This is a genomic window from Collinsella sp. AM17-1 (assembly GCF_003470665.1).
Classification (GTDB): Bacteria; Actinomycetota; Coriobacteriia; order Coriobacteriales; family Coriobacteriaceae; genus Collinsella.
Genome location: NZ_QRJZ01000014.1, coordinates 1 through 21,437 on the forward strand (window position 1 = coordinate 1; position 21,437 = coordinate 21,437).

A 21,437-nucleotide genomic window follows, 5' to 3' on the forward strand; every position below is an offset into this window, starting at 1 on the left:
GCGGGGACGCAGGATCATCCCCATGCCCTGCGGCCCCGCGCGGGCGCCCCGCGGTGCGGTTCGCCGGGGTTCGGCCTACTGCCCCTGTGCGCGGTAGCGGGCCTCGGTGGCCTCCTTGGCCGGGCGCCACCAGGACTCGTTGGCCACGTACCAGTCGATGGTGGCCTTGAGCCCCTCGGCGAAGTCGGTGTGGGCCGGCCTCCAGCCCAGCTCGCGCTGGAGCTTCGTGCTGTCGATGGCGTAGCGGCGGTCGTGGCCGGGGCGGTCGGCGACCCAGTCGAAGTCCTCGGGGTCGCGGCCCATGGCCGTAAGGATCATGCGCAGGACCGTGATGTTGTTCCTCTCGCCGTCGGCGCCGATAAGGTAGGTCTCCCCCATGCGGCCCTTGGTGAGGATGTCCCAGACGGCGCTGGAGTGGTCCTCGGTGTGGATCCAGTCGCGGACGTTCTCGCCCTTCCCGTAGAGCTTGGGGCGGACGCCGTCGATGATGTTCGTGATCTGCCTGGGGATGAACTTCTCCACGTGCTGGTAGGGTCCGTAGTTGTTGGAGCAGTTGGAGATCGTGGCGCGAAGGCCGTAGGTACGGGTCCATGCGCGCACGAGCATGTCGGAGGAAGCCTTGGTCGAGCTGTACGGCGAGCTCGGGTGGTACGGCGTCTCCTCGGTGAACTTCGCGGGGTCGTCGAGCGCCAGGTCGCCGTAGACCTCGTCGGTGGAGACGTGGTGGTAGCGGACGCCGTATTTGCGGACGGCCTCCAGCAGGCGGAAGGTGCCCTCCACGTTGGTGCGTAGGAACGGCTCCGGGTCGGCGATGGAGTTGTCGTTGTGGCTCTCGGCGGCGTAGTGCACGATCGCGTCGTGGCCGGGGACCAGCCTGTCCAGCAGCCCGGCGTCGCAGATGTCGCCGACGACGAGCTCGACCCTATCCTCGGGCAGCCCGGCGATGTTCTCGGGGTTGCCGGCGTAGGTCAGCTTGTCCAGGACGGTGACGTGGACGCCCGGGTGGCTGTTCACGACATAGTGGACAAAGTTGCTGCCGATGAAGCCGCAGCCGCCCGTGACGATGATGTTCTTCGGTTCGAAAAACCCAGACATAAAATTCCAATCTGAAGCAAGTACAGCTTTTTTAGTATGCCGCAGGAAGTGACGCCGCGACACTATTCAACAAAACTATCGGACATTTCGGCATGCGATAAGAGCCATAACCTTCGCAGAATTACCTCCTGTACAAAACGCCTCCGGAATGCAGTCTTTGTCGTAGTGAAAAACCGAATCCCCAGTTATTTCACGTAAGTAATGTCCTGTTTTGGCGCCGACCGGGAAATAGCATAACGATGATTCCCGCGATCTTGATAAACAGGGACGAAAGAATGGTATTTTCCGCTCGTCTTAATCTTGTAAATCTCATCCACGCTATACGGAAGATTGGGGAAATCAGCCCTTGAGATCAGCACAAAATAATTAGAGGAATACAGCACATGATGGGCAAACTCATCGGAATGAATCTCTTTTAAGCCCTCATCCACAAATACGATCGAGTCATGGACGGACGAAAGCTGGTTTCGCCAATCATAATCGGTCAGGGCGACACAGGGACAATCGCATTGCAAGGAAACACCCGACTGCTCGCCCGTTCGCATGTAGTCTGCGACCATGTCAAACAGTGTCGTCTTACCCGTGCCGCTATCGCCACGCACAATAGTGATGTTCCGCTTGATGGTAAATGTGTACTTGGTTCCCCTGCGGCGGGAAATCTTAATGAGATGCGAACCGTTCATAAGCAGCACCTACAGATACGGAATCGACTCGTGAATCAATTCGGCCATGTTGTGAACGATTCGGCCGCTATTCACGACTTTAATTTTAAAATCCTCGCGACCAAAGTCCATCACATGATAGAGATTCACAACGAGCTTGCGGTCTTTCGCCATGTCGAGAATCCACTTGGCACAGTTATCACCACAGGTGGAAGCGTTAAAAATATGCTTACGATCAAATCTCATAAGCAGCAGCGTTTTCACGCCACCAGAAAGCTGAAGTGGGGAAATGGACCCAAGCACAGGGCTTTCGATGACGTTTTCGGAGACAACATCCGATCGATCGACATCTTTAATTATCGAGACTGCATAGGGATCCGTAATCCAAGAAGACCGGTAAGAGTTTTTGAAATATGTCGCTGTGTTGTAAATCGCTTCTGGCATATCGCCAAAGTAGACGCTTAACACATCCACTCCCAATCATATTGTCTTTATGGTCAACGTAATCATAACGAAAAGGGCCACCAGATAAACGGTGGCCCCTAAAAGAAAACAAGCCGGCGCTAATACTCGCGCGGGCTGTTGACGATCTCGCCGGCGGCGACCTTCTTCAGGTGCTGCCCGTAGACCGACTTGCCGTAGGCCTTGGCCGCCTCCTCCAGCTCGGCGGTCGTGATCCAGCCGTTCTCCCAGGCGATCTCCTCGGGGACCGAGACCGGCAGGTCCTGGGAGTGCTCCACAGCGCGGACGAACTCCGCGGCCTCGTGCAGGCTCTCCATGGTGCCGGTGTCCAGCCACGCGTAGCCGCGGCCGAGGGTCACCACGGAGAGCGTCCCCTCCTCCAGATACATCTGGTTGAGCGTGGTGATCTCCAGCTCGCCGCGTGCGGAGGGCTTCACCTCGGCGGCGCGGGAGGACACGTCGCCCGGGTAGAAGTACAGGCCGGTGACGGCGTAGGAGCTCTTGGGCTCGGCGGGCTTCTCCTCGATGGAGACGGCCCTCCCCTCGCCGTCGAACTCCACGACGCCGAAGCGCTCGGGGTCGTCCACGTGGTAGCCGAAGACCGTGGCGCGGCCCGACTCGGCGTTCTGGACGGCGCACGTCAGGTGGCGGCTGAGGCCGTTGCCGTAGAAGATGTTGTCGCCGAGCACGAGCGCGCACGGCTCGCCATCAATGAAGTCCTCGCCGATGGTGAAGGCCTGCGCCAGGCCGTCCGGGCTCGGCTGCTCGGCGTAGGACAGGTTCACGCCGTAGCGCGAGCCGTCCCCGAGCAGGCGCTCGAAGTTGGGCAGGTCGGTCGGCGTGGAGATGACCAGGATGTCCCGGATGCCAGCCAGCATGAGGGTGGACAGCGGGTAGTAGATCATGGGCTTGTCGTAGACCGGCAGCAGCTGCTTGGAGGTCACGAGCGTGAGCGGGTACAGGCGCGTGCCGGACCCGCCGGCGAGGATGATGCCTTTCATGTAGTCCTCCGTGTCATATAACTCATTTTGTTACGACTTATATAATAAACTCTATCGGTCATATCAATTAAAAATATATGAGCGATACCCATTGAACAGGGCATCTAATTGCCTCGGCACGGAAAGAGCGTCAGGAACAGTGAAGATTTACATCGCAGCCCATAAGCACTTTGACATTGATGCACAGGCGCCTTACCAGCCGCTCTTCGTCGGGGCAAGCTCCATTCCAACGAAAAATCGACAAGCTGGATGGCTGTACGACGATCAAGGCGATAATATTTCCCAGAAAAACAAGCACTACTGTGAGCTTACCGGCCTCTATTGGATATGGAAGAATTCTCCTGAGTCGATAGTTGGGCTCACGCATTATCGAAGGGCATTTGAGTCCCCCAACGACTCGAAGCAGATGCTCAGAGACTATGAAATTGAGAACATTCTTACCAAGCATGACTGCATTGTTGCAGCCAAAGAACCCTGCACAAGCTCAATCGGGTGCAACTTAATCACTGTTGCTGAGCAGTATAGAATGATCCACTCTTCGACAGATCTGCTACAGGCAAGGGAAATCATCAGGACGAAATGCCCTGGCTACTTGGATGCTTTTGATGAAGCAATTTGTGAGGAGTGCTCTTTTTCGCCATGCAATATGTTTATTTGTAAAAAGGAACTGATGGACAGATATTGTAAGTGGCTTTTCAAAATTGAAAAACAACTTGATAAGCGAATTGACTATATAAGTGGTCGCGATAGCTATCAACAAAGGATGCCTGGCTTTATCTCAGAACGACTATTCAATGTCTTCCTTAAAAAGGAAGACATAAGATGCTATGAATGCCGCATCTTTAACCCAATAAATAAAGAGGCCCTCACGATCGATCAAAGCGCGTGGCCTCAAAGGAGACCGCAACTTACGTGCGCTTGCTCTACGAATGCAATATTTAACGGAGCAGACTATTCATCTGTATTTGATTATTCCTTTTATGTAAATCATTACGAGGATCTATTCGATAGATATAAAGACGACCCCCATGGAGCGCTGGAACATTTCATTGCAATCGGCATTAACGAACATCGAGTTGCGCATCCTCATTTTTCTATTGGCTCTCTTCTGAATGGAAATCCCGATTTAAGAAGTAAGTGCAGTGGAAATCTCGAAGCAACGCAAATGTATATAGCGAATCCTAAAGAGTATATGCATCCAATTGGGTATGAAAACATTCATCCGCTAGACGAGCAAAGCAATTCGACTACGGCCACATGGCATGAACGTCGAATTACAGCAGCGCGCATCCGATACCAAGAAAGAATAGAGAGGCTACCCGTACTGGGCTAATTCAATGTAAGAATAAACCCTAGATCAAAGTGAAATAGCACAGACATCTTCAGTGCAACGGAAAGGTAAATTGAAATGAAAATTAACATGGATTGCATTTGCCGCGGAAGCGGGAAGGTGTACGTTCTTCTAAAGAATGTTGAGACAGATGCATCAAATATTCAGGTGACAGCAGCAAAGAGCGACGGAACGACAATACCAAGCTCAATCTATCCATACGAGTCAAATAACAATCAATACGTCATAGTTCTTCCCGACCTCGGAACTGGTGATTGCGATATTCAGATTAATGATTTGAATGCGCAATATGCCTACGATGCCATTAAAATCAGCTTTGGCACGGCAAAATGGGCGTCAAGATTAAACTACAAAATTAAGAATGATTTGTCCCATTCCATTAGGAACTATGACGATAAGCATGACTTGGATGTAGCAAGCATGCGTTTTCACGAGTTTATCGAAGATGGAGATGAGGCCATTCTTCGCTGCTCAGTAAAACTTCCTCAGCGCAACGACAACAAAATAGCCATCAGCTGCTTCGATACTTCGATGAATCGAATTGAGATCGAGCCGATCACCACCGATGACATTACGATTCCCTTGTGGTTTGCCCCCAATAAAAAACGGCGCGAGATTCAATACTCGGTCCGAATCCCAAATAGCACAAATAGGCTAATCTTCACAATCGAAGATGACAATCACCCGAGCTTTAACAGCTTCGCTGTTGTGGACAACGAAGAGCTCGAAAGGCTGCGCATTTTAACCACATCGAAGATGCAACCTATTTCGATTGATCCATCTGCATATCCAAAATGGCTCGAACAACACAAGGCAAGCTCGGCGATGCTCGAAAAACAATCGATGGTTACCTTCAAGAAAATGCCTTTGTTTAGCATCGTCGTTCCCCTATTCAACACACCCGATAATTTGTTCAGGGAAATGGTGGAATCAGTTCTTAAACAGAGTTATGCGAACTGGGAGCTTGTGCTGGTCAATGCAAGCCCAGATAACAGTGCGCTTGTGGATATGATCGAAACCGCTAAGAATAATGACGCTCGCATTAAGGTGATAGAGCTAGCGAGCAATTCCGGCATTTCCAAAAATACTCTTGCCGGAACAAAAGAAGCGAATGGAGATTTCATTTGCTTCTTGGACCACGACGATACTCTTGAGCCCGCGGCGCTTTATGAATATGCGCATGCAATTAATGCTGAAAACAATACTGATCTCATTTACTGCGACGAAGACAAACTGTTTGCCAATGGCAGCTATGGTGACCCATTCTTTAAGCCAGATTTAAGCATCGATTTACTACGAAGCGTTAATTATATTTGCCATTTTCTTGCAATCAGAAAGACACTATTCGATTCTCTGGAGTACGGCGACGAGCAGTACGATGGAGCCCAAGACCATGACCTGACGCTTAAGGCGATAGAAAACGCACGAAATGTGGTACACGTGGCTAAAATTCTGTACCACTGGAGAATGACCGAAAACTCAACTGCAGGTGACCCGAACTCAAAGCTATATGCATGGGATGCTGGCGTCAAAGCCGTACAGGCCCATTTGGACAGACTTGATGTTTCCGCAAAGGTTTACCGTGGAAACGACCCCTTCACTTATAAAGTTACCTATGCAGTTCCAGATAGTCATCCACTTGTATCAATCATTATTCCGACAAAGGACCATCCCTCTGTTCTCGATACGTGCATTAAGTCGATCATTGAACGCTCAACGTACGATAACTACGAAATCGTCATCATTGAAAACAACAGCGAGAACCCAGAAACATTCGAGTACTACTCTGAATTAGAAAAATGCTATCCCGATATGATCCGCATCGAATATTGGGGTGCAGAATTCAATTTTTCAAAACTGATGAACTTTGGCGCTAGCAAAGCAAAGGGCGATTACCTTCTCTTGTTAAACAACGATACAGAAGTTCTAACCCCAAACTGGATTGAAAACATGCTGGGCATTTGTTCACGAAAAGAAGTTGGCATTGTTGGCGCAAGACTTTTCTACAGCGACAATACTTTGCAACATGCGGGCGTCGGTATCGGAGGAATTGGAGCCGGCCACCTTGGAAAAGACTACCCCAGAGGTAATTGGGGCTACTTCAATCTATGTGACCGCACGCAAGATCTAAGCGCAGTAACTGCAGCATGCCTCATGACTAAGAGAGCTGTATTCGACGAAGTCGGTGGCTTTAGAGAAGAGCTGGCTGTTGCTTTTAATGATGTTGACTATTGCCTCAAAGTGAGAAGTCACAACTATCTTGTTGTATATACACCCGACACCGAGCTGTATCATTATGAGTCGCTATCGCGAGGCTATGAAATCAGCGACGAAAAGAAAATGAGGTTCCATAGGGAATACTCATTGCTCAACTACCTATGGCCAGAATATTACGTGAAAGGCGATCCGTATATAAACAGCAACATCATCAGCGGGAATTTGTATTATCAAATTTAAAAGCGCTATGATGCTTATATCATAAACACGTAAAAAAGAAGAAGGGGCTGCCGGTTTAACCAGCAGCCCCTTCTTCCTAATAGGTCAATTCATATAGAACAAACCCGTTTGCTGAACCTAATTGCCTAATTTGTAATTTATCAGATGAAAACTCCGTCAAATCCCTACTAGACATAACGTACTTCACATTAAGCTGCCTCAAATCATCTTCAGTCAAATTCACTGTGAAGAGATCATCCTGAGTGGAATTAAATGACGTAGACGGGGCGAATACATTAGCAATGACATGAGCATACCTGTTGTATGCGCACTCGTTCTCGTTATTTTCATCGATAGAATTCCAACGCGCTAGATCAGGATAAGCATTGGTAGAGTTAATTACAGGCGCTCCATACGCAGCGCAAAGATTGGCAACTGTCCAAGAACCATCGACAACCCATTTATCTGAATAATCACTCTCTTCGACAAACTGATTAACGAGAGCCTCTAAATTCGTATCTGTAATTGGAGCCGCACCGATTTGAACTGGATTGATACAGAGCCCTGGAATTACGCCGAAGCAAATCGCAAAAGCAACAAATAAACCGGTACATTTTTTACCAAGAATATAGGAGCGAAACGAAAGGCACGAAAAAAGACAGAACAATATAAACATCAACAAATACAGCATCCTTGCAACAAGATATTTCGCAGAAAGAAGGATGAAAATCTGGAATGCTGAACTCAGAATAAGACCGATTATTAAGATAATTGACAAATAACCAATGGAGCTATTATTCCCTTGGGATTCTTTAGCCTTTTCGACAGAAATCAAAAATAGGAGAAGTTCCAGGTAACCAATAGGAAACAACAGTCGCAGAACGGGGACGTTATACATTAAGGTCATTCGAGATAGAAATGACGGAAAACCAATAAATGCAAAGGCCAGGAAAAACAATTGAAGTGCCGTAAGCAAAAATAGCTGCCAATCCCGCCTTTTAATAAAACAGAGCAGAGATGCAAGCGTTCCAAGAGGGAAGAAGCAAAGAATGGTTGCAATTTCGCATTCATTTGAAACCAGTGGTGAATCAAAGGCGTAAAAGAGTGAAATTGCATAAGAAAAAAGTTCAGGAAGTCCGCTTCCACCTGTTTCAAAGCGCGCACCAGGATAAACGGTATTCATAACAGATGTCATTGCTTCGGAGGACTGGAAGAAGGAAAGGAATATTAGTCCCGCTGAAATCAACAGGCAGGATACTAAAACAAAAGTATCAATTAGTGACCATGCAAGAACTGAATGTTGATTGTTAGATTTTAAAGTTTGACAATACTCTGTTGTTCTAAATACACCCATCAAGGCAAAAATGAAGAAAAATGGGACCATCCAAGCAGGGTACATGAGCATTATGTAACAACCACATAGCCATGCTATAGCAGCTAGCGCAATAATCCTGATATTTCTTTTTTGAGTAAAGAGCGCCCTATCCAACAACAAGACAAGGGCTTGGCCATAAAGAATCACCTCGCCCGTGCCCCACCATTGAATTAATGGCGAAAAACAAAGCAAGCATGAAAAGAGAAAGCTGAGCGGCTTTGACTTAATAATGAGAAAGGCACAATCAAAAGAGACAAGAACCATTAGACATAGTTTCGCGGACCAGGCAAACGCTAGGCCGAATTCAAAACCAAATAGCAAATAACCCCAAAGCACTGGTCTAAATAACGTGATTACGCTCCAGCAGGCAGCGCCATAAACCATCCGGACATCCGTTAAATCTCCTCTCAGGATTTCCGAAATTGGAGCATAGCCATTATGGGATTGAGATAATTGAAACAGGGTTCCAACTGAGAACTCATCACTTCGAAGGGACCTCGGTATACCCCAAAACGGAGTATCAGCGTTTTCAGGGAGCATAATGCTCCACATGCCAAGCGATGAACCGCTGATTTTAAAAGCAACGGCAAGCAACGCTACAGTCATACCGATTAACCATCGATATTTATACAAAAACTCGCTTTTATACTCAACCAATTTGATTACAGAAATGACAAATATAATAGTCAATCCAGCAACAAATAGAACTGCCCTACCGTCATTAAGCATCGGGTTGGCAATTGTAAAGCCAACCGTGCCATAGAAAGCATCAATGTAATTAACAAACAAAGACAGATATATCAGTGCAAAAGATAACGGCAGGACAAAAATACCGACATGGTAAAGGCGATACAAGCCGCCGCAAACGCGATGGTTTCGAGCTTCCGCTGCTAAATAGTTGTTCATACAGTTAATCTAAACTCCGTCTTTAATTAACTCTGCTGATTCCGCAAAACATCATTCTCATTTTCAAGTATCGCAATACGTTGAGTTAAGTTCTTGCAAGCCGTAACGAGTCTGCTGATCGCAATACTGAGAGATAGAGAAATCATCAATAAAAGTACCACGGCGACGAGAAACGCAAAATTCGAAGGACTAATAAACCCGATACAGCCTGAGATTCGATAAATCAACTCCGGAAAGCAAACGCTTAATAGCGCCACCACGCACAGGCAGAGCCATAGTAACGAGTACTTTAAAAGTAGCTTTCCTTTGCCGACTAAGGAGACGACATAAAAGAAAAGGCCACTAAAAATTACGCCAGCGCCCACACGAATTATCATACTCATTAGTGAGCCGCCTTTCTATAAACAAAACAGGCCATGGAAATTGCAAGCGAAACTTTAATCATGTAATAAATTGAAGAAAAGCCAGAAATTGATGACACTCCGCCCTGTCTCTCGCGCATAAGTACGGGAACCTCAACCACTGAAAGACCAGTTTTTAATGCTGCGGCAATAGATTCAGGCTCAGGGTAATCGTCTGGGTAGTCCCTACAGAACAGGTCTATAGCCTTTTTTCCGCACGCGCGAAATCCAGAAGTAGGATCTTTAATCGTCTTTCCGGTAAATAACCTCAACCAACCAGAAAGCCATCGGATACCCACTCTCCTTAAAAATGTAGACTGAAAGCCTTCCGTGGGCACGGCAAATCTGGAACCGATGGTTAAATCGGCACCATCAATAATCGGCTCGATTAAATTCCCGATATAAGAAGGATCATGCTGACCGTCACCATCAACCTGGACATCAATGTCATAGTCATGTCTGAGCGCATATTTATGACCGGCCTGAACGGCACCACCGATGCCTAAATTCTGCGGAAGGTCGAGGACATTAAATCCATGCTGACGACAGATAGATAGAGTTTTATCGGTTGAACCATCATTTACAACAACATAATCATAACCAGCTTCAACAACCGACGAAACAGTCTGAACAATATTGGCTTGCTCATTATAGGCAGGAATGATTACCAACACCCGCAACATGTCATCCATTAAAACCCCAACGATCCACATCGGACCTATATTGAAAATAGAACTTGCTTAATTTTATCCAAACAAACCAATCTCGAGAAATGCTCACGATAATAATTGAAGCCATTGGATCCCAAAGCTTCAATGGCGTCTTTATTCATTGAAGCAATTTTCACCATGTTGCTAGCAAGTGCGCTAGCATCTGAGGGATTGGAAACGAATCCGCACCTAGCAGAACGAACCGCATTGGCGCCTTCGCCGCGCATTACAGCAAGTATTGGTTTCGAAGACGCCATGCAACTTGAAATTTTCGCCGGAATAGTAAGCTCTAACTCAGGATTGTCGGCAAATGGTGCAATCATTGCCGTTGCAATATCTGAATACGTGGGCACAACTTCAGGATCTACGCGCCCTATAAACAAAATGGACTCGCTTAGTCCCTTATTTGCAACGGTCTTCTGCAATTCCGCTCTGGACATGCCATCGCCAAGAATTAGCAGCTTCATCTCAACAGAACTATTTTTGATTGCATACGAGAATGCCTCAACAACTGTGTCAAGACCCTGTGCGGGAGTTATTGATCCGGCAAAAAGGAAAACGCACTGACTTCCAAATTGCGATCTCAGCTCCTGTGAAATACTCTTTTGTTCGTAAACCTCCTCACAGTGCTGAGGTATTACACTTATCGAAACATCCGGATTCAAAGGTTTAATCCTATGAAATAAGTTGTCGGCCAAAGAGTCACTCAAGGCAATCAGCTTATTACAGGCAGCATACTGCTTGTCGCAAAACGATTTGGCAAAAGCTCTCAGAAAGCTATTTTGGACATTTAAAACGGTGTACAAATTTTCAGGCCAAATATCCAAGACATAGGTGACAAGAGGACATTTACTTCGCAATGCAGCAAACCTTGCTGGAATTATCATCAAAATAGGACTTGTATTATAGCAAAATACAACGTCGTAATTGTTTTTGAGCCTTAACGCCTTGAAAGATGCAGTAATCGGCCAGCTAATATAGTTCAGGAAAATGCGGGCCGAAGTATTACCCTTTCGGCGTATTTCACCAGACCGAAAGACAGACGCACCATGGTAATCATCGCAACGATGGCCACAATAACCATATCCTTCAGCCCATTCACCTGAAGGATAATTTGGAATACCGCAAAGGACATCAACGCTTGCACCGTCTTCAATAAAGCCTTCGACGATGTCGTTGACTCGAAAAGTCTCCGGATAAAAATGCTGCGTTACGACAAGTATTTTTTTACCAGCGCATGAGCTAGTCATTAAATGCTCTTCCTCCACACCATCTTGTCCACGACGCCGGTGTAGCTCTGGATGATCTTGACAACCTTGGTGGACACGGTCTCGTCGGCGTAGTCGGGAACGGGCGCCTCGGGCAGCGACCCCTCCGCATCGAGCTCGACGGCAGTGTGGACGGCCTGCAGAAGACCCTTCTCGGAGATGCCGGCGAGCGTGAAGCACGCCTTGTCCAGCGCCTCGGGGCGCTCGGTGGAGGTACGGATGCACACCGCCGGGAACGGGCGGCCGACGCTCGCGAAGAAGCTGGACTCCTCGGGCAGGGTGCCGGAGTCCGACACCACCGCAAAGGCGTTCATCTGCAGGCAGTTGTAGTCGTGGAAGCCCATGGGCTCGTGCATGCGCACGCGCGGGTCCAGCTTGAAGCCGGTGGCCTCCAGGCGCTTGCGGGAGCGCGGGTGGCAGGAGTACAGGATCGGCATGTCGTATTTCTCCGCAAGCGCGTTGATGGCGGTGAACAGGCTCGCGAAGTTCGCCTCGGTGTCGATGTTCTCCTCGCGGTGGGCGGACAGCAGCATGTAGTGCTTGGGCTCCAGGCCGAGCTCGGTGAGGATGTCGGAGGTCTTGATCTTATCCAGATTTGCGCGCAGAACCTCCGCCATGGGCGAGCCCGTGACGTAGGTGCGCTCGGGGGCGCAGCCGGTGTCCTTGAGGTAGCGGCGGGCGTGCTCGGAGTAGGCCAGGTTGACGTCGGAGATCACGTCGACGATGCGGCGGTTGGTCTCCTCGGGCAGGCACTCGTCCTTGCAGCGGTTGCCCGCCTCCATGTGGAAGATGGGGATGTGGAGCCTCTTGGCCGCGATTGCCGACAGGCAGCTGTTGGTGTCGCCCAGGATCAGCAGCGCGTCGGGCTTCACCTCAACCATGAGCTTATAGCTCGCGGCGATGATGTTGCCCACGGTCTCGCCCAAGTCGGCGCCCACGGCGTCCAGGTAGACGTCGGGGTCTTCCAACGACAAGTCGCGGAAGAAGATGCCGTTGAGCGTGTAGTCGTAGTTCTGCCCGGTGTGCGCCAGCAGGCAGTCGAAGTGGCGGCGGCACTTCTTGATGACCTCGGACAGGCGGATGACCTCGGGGCGGGTGCCCACGATGATCAACAGCTTTAGGCGGCCGTCGTTATTAAAAGAAATATTGGAAGTCATAGTTTTCCCTAAAAGCCGAGTCTAGTATTTAGCCAACAATAATGAGGCGGACAACACGTCACCACATTCAACAAGTTTTGAATCGTCCCTATGCAAGGTCTCGGAGCATCCACCGACATCGTAACAAACGACCGGAACCCCACAAGCCTCAGCCTCAAGATTGACCGTAGGATAATTATCTTCGTATGTTGGATTGAATAAAACGGAGGCAGAACTATATAGTGAGGCCAACTCTATCTGAGAGTCGGTTCGCGGAATACCAACCACCCCCGGAGGTAGTTGCCTCATCTGCTTAGCACTCAGTCCAACCAAAACAATAGAATACTCGGACTTGTCAAGCTTATCCGCAAGGGCAAAAAAGTCTGAAAGACCCTTACGCTTGGACCATGGAGAGACAACCCCTAAAATAATTTTCCTCGAATCGAGGCCGTATTTCTCCTTAACGCTAAAAACCTCACTATTGGATCGTGGCTTAAAAACGTTGAGATCAATCGTATTGTGTACAACCTCAATCGGATACTTTGATAAATAGCTACAAGCAACCAGTCCAGCCAGCCATTTAGAAGGGGTAATGATAGTCATTCGATTGGAAGGCAGCGAAGTGAAAATCGAACGTTTGGCCTCGTAGCTCCATTTACATGATGCAGAATTAATAGTTGGAGGATATCCCATAAGTTGAGGGCACCTCTTGGCGCCACATCCAGTTCTCCATTGATTGCAGCAAGAATAGGTGAAATAAGGGCAATGGCCGGTAAAAGCCCAGCAGTCGTGCAAAGTCCATACAACACGACAATCAGATCTAATCAACCATTTAAACAGTTTATCAATATTCAAATAGTAACCATGGAGGTTGTGCAAGTGAACCACGTCAGGACCGAACTCATCAAGACGATGAATCAACGCGTCGGTTTGCCTCACCGAATGAAAGCCCGCCTTACCGTCAAGGAGAGTAAGACCAACGTCAAGTATAAAATTAGCCGGTGACCCAAAACAGTATTCACTGACACTGCTCGCAGGCCTTCTTCTGCCCCAGCAAGCAAGCGATTCGTGTCCCTGATCAATAAGAGCAAGATGCTCCTTCATCATAATGCGCCCAGTGGATCCATTTGGAACGCTATTAATATGAGCGTATCTGGTCAAAACCTCTAGACTTCCTCGTAGTAAGTGTCGGGGTCCTCGGGGTCGAAGGGCTCGTTGGCCCACATGACCGTCACGAGGTCCTCGGTGCCGGACAGGTTGGTGATGGAGTGCGTGTAGCCGGGGACCATCTCCACGGCGCGCATGTCCGAACCCGAGACGATGTACTCGTCGACGGGGAACGGGTTGCCGCCGGCATCCTCGCCCACCTTCCTCAGCTTGATGGAGGCGGTGCCGGAGACCACCAGGAACCTCTCCCACTTGCTCATGTGCCAGTGGTTGCCCTTGGTGATGCCGGGCTTCGAGACGTTGATGGAGACCTGGCCGCGCTCCGGCGTGCGCAGGAACTCGGTGAACGAGCCTCGTTCATCCATGTTGGGCTTAAGGCCGTAGGCGAAGCGGCCCGGCTCGTAGTAGGAAAGGAACGTGCTCCAGAGTTTCTTGGAGAAGGAGCCCTCGGAAAGGTCCGGCACCGAAAGCGTCTCGCGGCTGTCGCGGAAGCTGCCCAGCAGGTAGACGATCTCGCCCAGGGTCCTCACGTCAGTTTCCGGGACGTAGCAGAACCCGTCGCCCTCGACGCGCTCCAGCCCCTCGTAGCCGCAGCGATGCTCGTTTCCGAGCAGGGCGCCCAGCATCTCGTCCACCAGGTCGTCGATGTAGAGGAGCTCGAGCTCGACATTGGGGTCGTTCACGGTGTAGGGGCGGCCGTTGGCGATGGCGTCGCAGAAGGTCGCGACGGCGGAGTTGTAGCGCGGGCGGCACCACTTGCCGTAGAGGTTGGGGAAGCGGTAGATGAGCACCGGGGCGCCCGTGCGCTTCGAGTACTCCCGGAACAGGCCCTCCCCAGCGAGCTTCGACTCACCGTAGGCCGAGCCCTCGAAGCGGCCCGAGAGGCTCGCCTGCGCGGAGCTGGAGAGCATGACGGGGCACGTGTTGCCGTGTCGCTCGAGGGCGTCCAGCAGCGTGGAGGCGAACCCGAAGTTGCCCTCCATGAACTCGGACTGGTCCTTGGGGCGGTTGACGCCGGCCAGGTTGAAGACGAAGTCGGCTCGTGAGCAGTAGCCGTCCAGCTCCCCGGGCGTCGAGTCGACGTCGTACTCCATGACCTCGAGCGGGAGCAGGCCCGCGTATTTCTCGCGGCGGTCCTTGCCGTCGCGGATGCTCTTCAGCGCGCAGCAGAGGTTCTTCCCGACGAAGCCCTTCGCGCCGGTGACGAGGACGCGCACCCTACTGCACCGCCTCGTGCTCGCGGCCCTCGAGCGCAAGCTGCACGTACTCGGCGGTCTTGATCTTGGCGATGGTGCCCTCCACGTCGAGCCTCTCGGTGTTGTGGGAGGTGTAGGACTCGTCGGCCTGGGTCTCCACCTCGCCGTCGACGACGAACTTGTCGTAGTTCAGGTCGCGCGAGTCGCAGGCCACGCGGTAGTAGCCGCCCATGTCCTCGGCGCGCAGGCGCTCCTCGCGGGTCATGAGGGTCTCGAAGAGTTTCTCGCCGTGGCGGGTGCCGATCACCTGGGTGCCCACGCGGCCGAAGACCTCCTGGACCGCCTCGGCGAGGTCGCCGATGGTCGACGCCGGCGCCTTCTGGATGAACAGGTCGCCGGGGTTGGCGTGCTCGAAGGCGAACTGCACCAGGTCGACCGCCTCGTCCAGGTTCATGAGGAAGCGGGTCATGTTGGGGTCGGTGACCGTGAGCGGCTCGCCCTTGCGGATGCGGTCGATGAACAGCGGGATGACCGAGCCGCGCGAGCACATGACGTTGCCGTAGCGGGTGCAGCAGATGGTGGTGCGGCCGGCGCCGTTGCGGGCGTTGGCGTAGATGATGGACTCCATCATGGCCTTGGACTTGCCCATGGCGTTGATGGGGTATGCCGCCTTGTCGGTGGACAGGCACACGACGCGGTCCACGCCCTCGTCGATGGCGGCGTGGAGCACGTTGTCCGTGCCGATGACGTTGGTGCGCACGGCCTCCATGGGGAAGAACTCGCAGGAGGGCACCTGCTTCAAGGCGGCGGCGTGGAAGATGTAGTCCACGCCGTGCATGGCATCGCGCACGCTCTGGGCGTTGCGGACGTCGCCGATGAAGAAGCGCACCTTGGAGGCGAGCTCGGGCGACTTCTCCTGCAGGCGGTGGCGCATGTCGTCCTGCTTCTTCTCGTCGCGGGAGAAGATGCGGATCTCGGCCAGCTCGGTGTTCATGAAGTGCTTGAGCACGGTGTTGCCGAACGAGCCGGTGCCGCCCGTGATCATCAGGGTCTTGTCCTTGAATACGCTATCGCACATTTCAAGCTCCAATTAAATAAACTAAAGGTGAATGAATCTTAAAAACCTTAGTCGATGCTTAACCTACTAATACGTTTCTTATCCTAAACGAAAAGACGACTGCTGCACATAAATTAGAATTAAAAAGCTTTTATACCTGCGCTAAAACTGATAACTCCCCCAATTAGCGTTGAAGAAGTCATTACGGGTGGATATATAGTCTCAGCCAAACACTTTTGTATCTAAGTATTTAACGAATCTCTGATGCACTATTTCCGAATAATGCAAGGAAGCATCGCGACACATCCGACAAGATAAGCAAGCGAAATTGCGGCACTCGTTCCGTTAGGTCCAAATAGCCGAATCAATAAGCTAGAAAGGGGGACGGCAACGATTAAAGCAACTAAATTACCAACAAGATTACCAGCCATCTTTCTCTTAACAATCGTCAGGTCGGAAAAGAAGCCGATAAACGCCGTAAGCAGCGAGCTAATAACCGCACCGTATAGCAAAAAAGAGTACTGATGAATTTGGTCACCAAAAATTAGTCCCAACAAGTAGTCGCCGCAGATAAAACAAGCGAACAGAATAACAATGGACAAAACTAGAGCACCAAGAACGACCTTCATCAACATAGCATTAAATGTTTTATTATCCCCCGACTCACTAGCGCTCGCAAAAACGCCGAGCAAAGGGGCATAGGCATTAGCAGCACCCGCCTGAACGATTGCCGCAGGAGAACACACCGAGGAATAAACACCCAACATTGAGGCACCCAGTACGGTAGCAAGTTCTTGACGCGAAACGGATGTAACCGCAGCACAACAAAAAACCCCAACCGTAGCGGGAAGACACTTATAAAACAGTTCAGACATCGCCTTGAACCTGAAAGAAGGAACGATCGTGTCGAAATTAGAAGCCCAAAGTGCATCAACAATCATCACGGGGAGAGACACCGCGATCATCAGAACAATACTCAATACAAGAGAATGTGAGATATACATTCCGGCGCAAAACACCAGAAGAGACAAAATACCTCTCAGTAGCATCGACATGCCACAATAAAACATATTTCCCGCTTTTTGATCAATGCCATGGAACACATCAACCATAACTTCAATTGACTTATATATGCAATAGAGGTACACGGGGAGAAGGGAAGACTGCTGACAGGTAAAGAATGCATAAGGTAATACGAAAACAAATCCCAACACTATTGTGCTTAAACGAAAACCAATGTATTCCCCTGAAGAATACTCACATGAAAGATCGGATACTTGAAAGGATCGAATCTTATATAAACCGATCGGAACAAATAGATTGCTGATTGTCATTGCCAAAGATAAATCACCAGCATAGGTAAAATCCGACGATAGTCGAACTACAGCAACTGTCGTTAACCACTGGCAAGCAAGGTATGCAATAGAGCCAACGGTATTCCATGTAATGTTTTTCTTTAAATTATCAGTCAAATTAACCCAATCGGTTTTAGATTTTATTAAATAGCCTAACCAATTACCTCTTTAGCGATTGCATCAATGCTTTCACCATATCCAACGCCAGGAACAGCCCATTTACCATTTAAATCAATGGTTCTCGGAGCGCAACCACGACTGACATATTTAAAGCGAGCGTCAATACACGGATTGACCAAGGGCTTCGTAGAACCATACGCCTTTAGATGTTGGACCTGCGCCCGCAGTCCCTCACGAACAGATCCAAAGCTATAGCCTGGGTTACCAGCCCCCGTGGCACCAAGGCCTCCAAAATTACACTGATCAGGCTGAACCAAATTGCCAAACTTTAGATACCCAGTTTCTTTCATCACCTGTCCATATAAAACCTCAGGTGAGACGCCTTCCGACTGAGCCTCTTCATATAGAATTCTGCAGAAATCTCTAATGTTCGACGCTCCCCTATCCGTATACACGGCTGAAGGGAATCCTTTAGCACCCACAGTCTTTGTGAACTGATTGGCAGCATCTAGATAGGTTGAATAGGCGGGCGACATAATAAGGCCTTCATATCCAGTCATACTTACGCCATTACGCCCCTCCTTAATGCCGCAATTTAAATAGTGAACGTAATAGCTCTTCAGGTTCAGCCCGAAAGCCTTCCTCAGGTCCGTATAACGATTTCGATAGCCGTAGACGTCGAAGGACTCGCTCCCGCGCCGGCCCTCAGCCATGCCGCAGCTGACGAAATGGCGCAGCACGGCAGCATCGTCAACGAACCTCAAACCGCCCTTGACGGCTGTAAAGGCGTTCAGGACGTCACCGTTGTTGGAGGTATAGAAGTGGAAATCGTAAACGGGGGAATAATCGGTACCGCCCAGCGAAACGACAGCGCCCGCGAGGGAATCACATCCAGTCGCGATCCTCCCCTCAGTGCGACCGCTGCTGAGGTAATGGCCATAAAGAGCGGTGAGGTTGGCACCGAACGCGCGACGCAGGTCGGGGTATCTGTTGTAATAGCTCAGCACGTCGAAGGACTCGATCCCGCGCCGGCCCTCAGCCATGCCGCAGCTGACGAAATGGCGCAGCACGGCAGCATCGTCAATCATTACAACGCCAGCGGGGCTTCGTTTAGAAAAAGCGTTGCGAATATCTTTGTTATTCGATAGATAAAATGAGGGATCATAGACGGATGAATAATCAACACCATTGATAGTCGTAGCGTATCCCTCGATCTTTGAGCATCCGGTCCCATGCCTTCCTTCTGCTTTTCCTGCCGTAACGTAATGCTCATAGTACTTAACTAAATCAAAGCCAAAGGCAGCTCTTAAATCTGGATACTCATTAAAATAACTCTGTACATCAAAAGTGGCAGAGCCGCGCCTACCTTCGCTCATGCCATAGTTAATAAAATGGTCTAGAGCTAAATCGCTATTTCCAGCCGTAGCTTTGGCAACGTCGGGATAATGCGACAAATAGTAATTAGCATCGAATACGGAAGAATAGTCGAGCCAAGTTGACTTAGGAAATTGCGCAATGATCGCATCGGCATCGGCTTCGCCAAGACGCCTACAGCCCTCATCGCTAAAATAATTCAACACGTCCCCCGCATTAGAAATAAAGCCATGCTCGATTAGGATGCCGGGAATACCTTGTTCGCGGGCACAACGGATGACCGCGAACTCATCTCCGACTTCCATCTGGAATACACCGCGATAGCTGAGCCCCATAGAAGCGAGGTTGTTCATAACTTTATTCGCGAGCTCGACGGAAACTTGCGTGTAATCATATTCATTGGCAGTGGGGGCATATACCTCAGCGCCATGGGCAACAGGCGAACCGGAATTAATATGGAAGCTAACAAAGGCCTGCGCACCTTGACTCACGCATCGTTGGACACGATAAAGGTAATCATTTCCGGAGTAGCCACCGCTTTGCTCGCGCGCAAGAACGACTTTAAAACCATACGCCTCAAGCTTATTCTTGCAAGCAGCAACAATCTTCCAAGTTAGATCCGCTTCACTCTTTCCATTTCCTTGCGCACCGGGATCAGTGCCGCCATGGCCAGCATCAAGGGCAATTACCCGTACGTTTTTTCGAGCCGAGCGCGCAGCATAAGTAGAAATGCCGTCCGGTGAATCGGCACACTCCAACGCCTGTTTGATGGATTGAGCCTCAACAGCATTGCCTTCGCCGTCTGCATAGTAAACGGAAGTGCCCTCGGAATTAGCAGAGCTCTCAACAACCGCAAAAGAATAATCCCTGTCAGAGAGATCAATCTCATGTTCAGCATCGTCGCCCTGCAGAACATAGGTTATTGAAGTAAGAAAGTATGTATTGAGATCTAGCTTCGAGCCAAATGTAAATGCGGCAGAATTTACAGCCTGCGCGGAAGCATTAACAGCTCCCTGAACTCCGTTGGCGCTCACATAGTTTAGCGTTGCGGAGGCGATGGTATCGCTGTCATTAGGAGTTGCAAACGCGACGACTTGGTCAGCCCCACTGATAAGGTTCGGGTAGCCAATATATATATATTGGAAGGAAGAATCAGTCGATTCGGCTTGCGGTTCAACCAAAGAAGCATCTGCACCGAAATCCTCATCAGCCGCCTCGTCAACATCCACCGGCAACGACTGCTCGACAGTCATGTCTCCGTCGGCAGGGCCCTCGTCACGTGAAGCTACGCCACCGTCTGCGGACGCCGCATCTGATGTAATATTCACTGATCGTACGCTATTCACAGCATAAGCAGCGGCTACAGGACTCATCAAGGGCGAAATCGTCAAGAGAGCAGCTAAAGAAAACGCTGCTGAGGCACGCAATGCCTTTTTCATATCGTATCCCCCATCACAAATAATGATACTAATGTTGCATTATCTTACAATCTCTTCCGCATCGGAAGTCCAGTTATAAAAGAGAATTGTTATAAAAGCAGATGGGAGACTGCTCCTATAAAAGATAGCAGGCGTACTCAGCGGGCTTTATTTCGTTCTTCCATTGACGCAGCGTTAAACTTTAGCTTTTAAATCAATAAGCAGCGCCCCAAACAACGCAAGCACCTGTGACACGAAAAATTCCTGAAGCAGGCAATTCGTCGTAATTCGCCTAAGCTCACGGCCGCGAAATACAGCAAAATGCCCCAATGTTTCGCTTGCATCAGAGGCGGCTGGGGCTTCATCGTCAGAATAATCTCGCCAGTTGCTTTTGGCAAAGCAAGACGCGATCTCCACGAATCAAACACCAGCAGTGTAGCAAAGCCCAACGCCTCCACAGCTCTTGAGCACCTTATACCGAACCTTGGCACCACTCCTCTCTAAAGCGAGAAGTACTCACTGTCGGAAGATGGGTTTGGTCCGAGCCAGGAGTCGCCATCGAGGAAGAACTCCGCCCAGCGCTGGATGAACAGGGCCTGTTCGCGCTTCCAGCGGCGCAGCTTTTCTTCGTTGGCCTCTTCCCTGCCGCGCGAGGTGAACTCGTAGTGATACAGCTCGGCATAGGGCGTAAAGATGGTGCGGTAGCTCGCCTCCCATACGCGCAAGCAAAAGTCTGCGCCGTTAAAACCAACCGCGAATTCCTCGTTATAGCCGCCGACCCGCTCAAATACGTTGCGTCGGACCATCTGGCAGGTGCCCGTCACGGCGCTAAAGTTACCCGGACGCACGGCGCGGGCAAGATAGCCCTTTCGCTTTGCAAAAGGCATCTTTGTGGCCGCAAATTAAAAAACGCAATACCATGCCCATATCGATACGTCATATGCGGT

General features: G+C 50.2%; 18 protein-coding genes. 2 read left to right on the forward strand and 16 right to left on the reverse strand.

From position 1 onward, the window contains the following. Window positions 1-75 precede the first annotated feature (75 nt). From rfbB to rfbA, 4 genes are all read right to left on the reverse strand, one after another. Window positions 76-1,095 (reverse strand): dTDP-glucose 4,6-dehydratase, encoded by a 1,020-nt coding sequence (gene rfbB, locus DW195_RS07145; protein WP_118206309.1) that lies wholly within the window; start codon window positions 1,093-1,095, stop codon window positions 76-78. 185 nt (window positions 1,096-1,280) lie between these two features. After that, the gene (locus DW195_RS07150) at window positions 1,281-1,778 is read right to left on the reverse strand and encodes a hypothetical protein (RefSeq protein ID WP_199576338.1); all 498 of its coding nucleotides are present in this window, start codon (window positions 1,776-1,778) and stop codon (window positions 1,281-1,283) included. A 9-nt stretch (window positions 1,779-1,787) separates the two neighbouring features. Next, window positions 1,788-2,225, reverse strand: a complete 438-nt coding sequence (locus DW195_RS07155) for a DUF4869 domain-containing protein (protein ID WP_117638162.1) — start codon at window positions 2,223-2,225, stop codon at window positions 1,788-1,790. 95 nt (window positions 2,226-2,320) lie between these two features. After that, window positions 2,321-3,220 (reverse strand): glucose-1-phosphate thymidylyltransferase RfbA, encoded by a 900-nt coding sequence (rfbA, locus tag DW195_RS07160; RefSeq protein WP_118206310.1) that lies wholly within the window; start codon window positions 3,218-3,220, stop codon window positions 2,321-2,323. 139 nt (window positions 3,221-3,359) lie between these two features. Here rfbA and DW195_RS07165 point away from each other — a divergent pair, with 139 nt between their 5' ends. Together DW195_RS07165 and DW195_RS07170 are read left to right on the forward strand one after the other, a co-directional pair. Then, on the forward strand, window positions 3,360-4,553 hold the full coding sequence (locus tag DW195_RS07165) for a DUF4422 domain-containing protein (protein WP_158559596.1): 1,194 nt from the start codon (window positions 3,360-3,362) through the stop codon (window positions 4,551-4,553). A 75-nt stretch (window positions 4,554-4,628) separates the two neighbouring features. Beyond that, entirely contained in the window at window positions 4,629-7,028 is a 2,400-nt protein-coding gene (locus DW195_RS07170; RefSeq protein ID WP_117563880.1) for a glycosyltransferase, read from the forward strand. Window positions 7,029-7,104: 76 nt separating this feature from the next. Here DW195_RS07170 and DW195_RS07175 read toward each other — a convergent pair whose 3' ends face one another. The 12 genes from DW195_RS07175 to DW195_RS07225 form a co-directional block, all read right to left on the reverse strand. Continuing rightward, window positions 7,105-9,288 carry a hypothetical protein gene (locus tag DW195_RS07175; protein ID WP_118206311.1) on the reverse strand — a complete coding sequence of 728 codons (2,184 nt, stop codon included), beginning with the start codon at window positions 9,286-9,288 and terminating at the stop codon, window positions 7,105-7,107. A gap of 26 nt (window positions 9,289-9,314) precedes the next feature. Next, entirely contained in the window at window positions 9,315-9,671 is a 357-nt protein-coding gene (locus DW195_RS10765; protein WP_117563882.1) for a DUF2304 domain-containing protein, read from the reverse strand. Then, entirely contained in the window at window positions 9,671-10,381 is a 711-nt protein-coding gene (locus DW195_RS07185) for a glycosyltransferase family 2 protein (protein ID WP_233540837.1), read from the reverse strand. The genes DW195_RS10765 and DW195_RS07185 overlap by 1 nt, the downstream gene beginning before the upstream one ends. A 26-nt stretch (window positions 10,382-10,407) precedes the next feature. Then, window positions 10,408-11,667 carry a glycosyltransferase family 4 protein gene (locus DW195_RS07190; protein WP_147324133.1) on the reverse strand — a complete coding sequence of 420 codons (1,260 nt, stop codon included), beginning with the start codon at window positions 11,665-11,667 and terminating at the stop codon, window positions 10,408-10,410. Then, a complete protein-coding gene (gene wecB / locus DW195_RS07195) occupies window positions 11,649-12,824 on the reverse strand; it encodes a non-hydrolyzing UDP-N-acetylglucosamine 2-epimerase (RefSeq protein WP_117563884.1) in 1,176 nt (391 codons plus the stop codon). Before wecB ends, DW195_RS07190 begins: the two co-directional genes overlap by 19 nt. A 21-nt stretch (window positions 12,825-12,845) precedes the next feature. After that, window positions 12,846-13,910 carry a glycosyltransferase gene (locus DW195_RS07200; protein ID WP_118206312.1) on the reverse strand — a complete coding sequence of 355 codons (1,065 nt, stop codon included), beginning with the start codon at window positions 13,908-13,910 and terminating at the stop codon, window positions 12,846-12,848. Between the two features lie 59 nt (window positions 13,911-13,969). Next, window positions 13,970-15,187, reverse strand: coding sequence for an NAD-dependent epimerase/dehydratase family protein (locus DW195_RS07205; protein WP_118206313.1), 1,218 nt, complete (start codon window positions 15,185-15,187; stop codon window positions 13,970-13,972). A gap of 1 nt (window position 15,188) precedes the next feature. After that, window positions 15,189-16,244 (reverse strand): polysaccharide biosynthesis protein, encoded by a 1,056-nt coding sequence (locus DW195_RS07210; RefSeq protein ID WP_118206314.1) that lies wholly within the window; start codon window positions 16,242-16,244, stop codon window positions 15,189-15,191. 248 nt (window positions 16,245-16,492) lie between these two features. Next, entirely contained in the window at window positions 16,493-17,695 is a 1,203-nt protein-coding gene (locus tag DW195_RS07215) for a lipopolysaccharide biosynthesis protein (RefSeq protein ID WP_147356497.1), read from the reverse strand. Between the two features lie 35 nt (window positions 17,696-17,730). Further along, window positions 17,731-20,511, reverse strand: coding sequence for an N-acetylmuramoyl-L-alanine amidase (locus tag DW195_RS07220; RefSeq protein WP_118206316.1), 2,781 nt, complete (start codon window positions 20,509-20,511; stop codon window positions 17,731-17,733). A gap of 174 nt (window positions 20,512-20,685) precedes the next feature. Then, entirely contained in the window at window positions 20,686-20,907 is a 222-nt protein-coding gene (locus tag DW195_RS10340) for a hypothetical protein (protein WP_147324135.1), read from the reverse strand. Window positions 20,908-20,990: 83 nt separating this feature from the next. Continuing rightward, window positions 20,991-21,377 (reverse strand): glycosyltransferase family 2 protein, encoded by a 387-nt coding sequence (locus tag DW195_RS07225; RefSeq protein ID WP_118206317.1) that lies wholly within the window; start codon window positions 21,375-21,377, stop codon window positions 20,991-20,993. Window positions 21,378-21,437: the final 60 nt, after the last annotated feature.

Bases quoted from the DNA above. Each gene is read 5' to 3' on its own strand.
- rfbB (WP_118206309.1), bottom strand. From the start codon at position 1,095: ATGTCTGGGTTTTTCGAACCGAAGAACATCATCGTCACGGGCGGCTGC.
- DW195_RS07150 (WP_199576338.1), bottom strand. From the start codon at position 1,778: ATGAACGGTTCGCATCTCATTAAGATTTCCCGCCGCAGGGGAACCAAG.
- rfbA (WP_118206310.1), bottom strand. From the start codon at position 3,220: ATGAAAGGCATCATCCTCGCCGGCGGGTCCGGCACGCGCCTGTACCCG.
- DW195_RS07170 (WP_117563880.1), top strand. From the start codon at position 4,629: ATGAAAATTAACATGGATTGCATTTGCCGCGGAAGCGGGAAGGTGTAC.
- DW195_RS07175 (WP_118206311.1), bottom strand. From the start codon at position 9,288: ATGAACAACTATTTAGCAGCGGAAGCTCGAAACCATCGCGTTTGCGGC.
- DW195_RS10765 (WP_117563882.1), bottom strand. From the start codon at position 9,671: ATGAGTATGATAATTCGTGTGGGCGCTGGCGTAATTTTTAGTGGCCTT.
- DW195_RS07185 (WP_233540837.1), bottom strand. From the start codon at position 10,381: ATGGATGACATGTTGCGGGTGTTGGTAATCATTCCTGCCTATAATGAG.
- wecB (WP_117563884.1), bottom strand. From the start codon at position 12,824: ATGACTTCCAATATTTCTTTTAATAACGACGGCCGCCTAAAGCTGTTG.
- DW195_RS07200 (WP_118206312.1), bottom strand. From the start codon at position 13,910: ATGATGAAGGAGCATCTTGCTCTTATTGATCAGGGACACGAATCGCTT.
- DW195_RS07210 (WP_118206314.1), bottom strand. From the start codon at position 16,244: ATGTGCGATAGCGTATTCAAGGACAAGACCCTGATGATCACGGGCGGC.
- DW195_RS07220 (WP_118206316.1), bottom strand. From the start codon at position 20,511: ATGAAAAAGGCATTGCGTGCCTCAGCAGCGTTTTCTTTAGCTGCTCTC.
- DW195_RS07225 (WP_118206317.1), bottom strand. From the start codon at position 21,377: ATGCCTTTTGCAAAGCGAAAGGGCTATCTTGCCCGCGCCGTGCGTCCG.